This window comes from Cytophagia bacterium CHB2, assembly GCA_030263535.1.
Lineage (GTDB): Bacteria > Zhuqueibacterota > Zhuqueibacteria > Zhuqueibacterales > Zhuqueibacteraceae > Coneutiohabitans.
The window spans coordinates 1-2,086 of sequence record SZPB01000626.1; the positions used below are offsets into that span (position 1 = coordinate 1).

Here is a 2,086-nt window from a genome sequence, read left to right on the forward strand (position 1 = left end):
CCGCTTGCATTTATGAATTCGATGCCTTATCATTTGTACAATGTGCCTGGCAAGTCGTCTATTCGCTTCAATCAAATCAGGAGTGGTCTCATGAGCAATCCGTTGAAATTCCACCCACCGGAAGATTTTACCCAACGTGCACATTTGAAATCGTTGGCTGATTATCACGAACGCTATCAGCAATCCGTTGCCGATCCCGCCGGCTTCTGGTCGAACGTCGCGGAGCGCCTGCATTGGTTTGAGAAATGGAACGAGGTGGTTTCATTTGATTTCGTCAATGCGAACATCAAATGGTTTGAAGGTGGAAAGATCAATGTCAGCTACAATTGCCTAGATCGCCATGTGGCGGCCGGCCATGGCGGCCAAACCGCCCTGATTTGGGAAGGCAACAATCCGAGCGAATCGCGGCGATTGAGTTATGCCGAATTGTTGCACGAAGTGCAGAAATTTGCCAATGTACTTAAAGAGAATGGTGTGCGTAAAGGCGATCGCGTGTGTATTTATCTGCAAATGGTGCCAGAATTGCCGATTGCCATGCTCGCCTGTGCTCGTATCGGCGCGGTGCATTCCGTGGTTTTTGGCGCCTTCAGCTCGCGCTCGCTGCGGGATCGTATCAACGATTCGGCGTGCAAGCTTCTCATCACGCAAGACACCGGTGTGCGCGGCGCCAAGCAGGATATCCCGATGAAAGGCAATGCCGATACCGCCGTTGCCGAGTGCCCTTCGATTGAAAAAATCGTCGTCGTGCGCCGCACTGGCGAGAAGGTGAATATGCAGCCGGGCCGCGATTTCTACTGGCAGGACGTGATGGCAACCGCTTCCGCAAATTGCCCACCGGAGCCGATGCATGCGGAAGATCCACTTTTCATTCTTTACACCTCTGGCTCCACCGGCAAGCCGAAAGGCGTGCTGCACACCACCGGCGGTTATCTCGCTTATACTTCCTTCACACATGAATTGGTATTCGATTATCATCCCGGCGACATTTATTGGTGTACTGCCGATATTGGCTGGGTCACCGGACATTCTTACATCGTTTACGGCCCGCTTGCGAATCGCGCGACCTCGGTGATGTTTGAAGGCGTGCCGAATTATCCTGACTACGGCAGATTCTGGCAGGTCGTTGCGAAGCATAAAGTGAATACATTTTATACCGCACCCACCGCGTTGCGCGCGTTGATGAAAGAAGGCGATACCTGGCCGAATCAACACGATCTTTCCTCGCTGCGCTTGCTCGGCACCGTCGGCGAGCCGATCAAAGAACCCGAGTGGTTGTGGTATTATCGCGTAGTCGGCAAAGAAAGCTGCCCGATTGTCGACACCTGGTGGCAAACCGAAACCGGCGGCATTTTGATTACGCCGCTGCCCGGCGCGATTCCAACCAAGCCCGGATCTGCCACGCTGCCGTTCTTCGGCGTGCAACCTGTGATTCTCGATGAAACCGGCAAAGAATTGCAGGGCGCAGCGCAAGGCTATCTCGCCATCAAAACGGCTTGGCCGGGCATGATGCGCACGGTTTATGGCGATCACGAACGTTTTCGCCAAACCTATTTTGATCGCTTTCCAGGATATTATCTAACTGGAGACGGCGCGCGCCGCGATGAAGATGGCTATTATTGGATCACCGGCCGCGTCGATGACGTGTTGAATGTTTCGGGGCATCGCATCGGCACGGCGGAGGTAGAGGGCGCGATTGGCAAAGCCAACGGTGTGGCCGAGGCTGCGGTGGTGGGATTTCCGCATGACATCAAAGGCCAGGGGATTTATGCTTATGTCACGTTGATGACGGGCGTCACGCCCAACGAGGAAATTCTCAACGAAATCAACAAAACCGTGCGCCAGCAAATCGGGCCGCATGCCGCGCCGGATAAGATTCAATTCACGCCGGGTTTGCCGAAAACGCGTTCCGGCAAAATCATGCGCCGCATTTTGCGCAAGATTGCCGAGGGCGATGTCGAACATTTGGGCGACACCGCGACGCTGGCAGATCCGGCGGTGGTGCATGAGCTGGTGGAAGGGCGGAAATAAAGAGGCGAATTTGCACGACCAAAAATTTCCCGAACGGACTGCGCCAGATTTCAGACCA

1 protein-coding gene is annotated in these 2,086 nt (G+C 54.3%); it reads left to right on the plus strand.

Going from position 1 to position 2,086, the window contains the following annotated elements; all coding sequences use genetic code 11:
- The first annotated feature begins 90 nt into the window (after positions 1-90).
- Positions 91-2,028 carry an acetate--CoA ligase gene (gene acs, locus FBQ85_29620; protein ID MDL1879289.1) on the plus strand — a complete coding sequence of 646 codons (1,938 nt, stop codon included), beginning with the start codon at positions 91-93 and terminating at the stop codon, positions 2,026-2,028.
- The last annotated feature ends 58 nt before the right edge of the window (positions 2,029-2,086 follow it).

Excerpts from the sequence above, each read along its gene's own strand:
- acs (MDL1879289.1), top strand. The coding sequence starts at position 91 with ATGAGCAATCCGTTGAAATTCCACCCACCGGAAGATTTTACCCAACGT.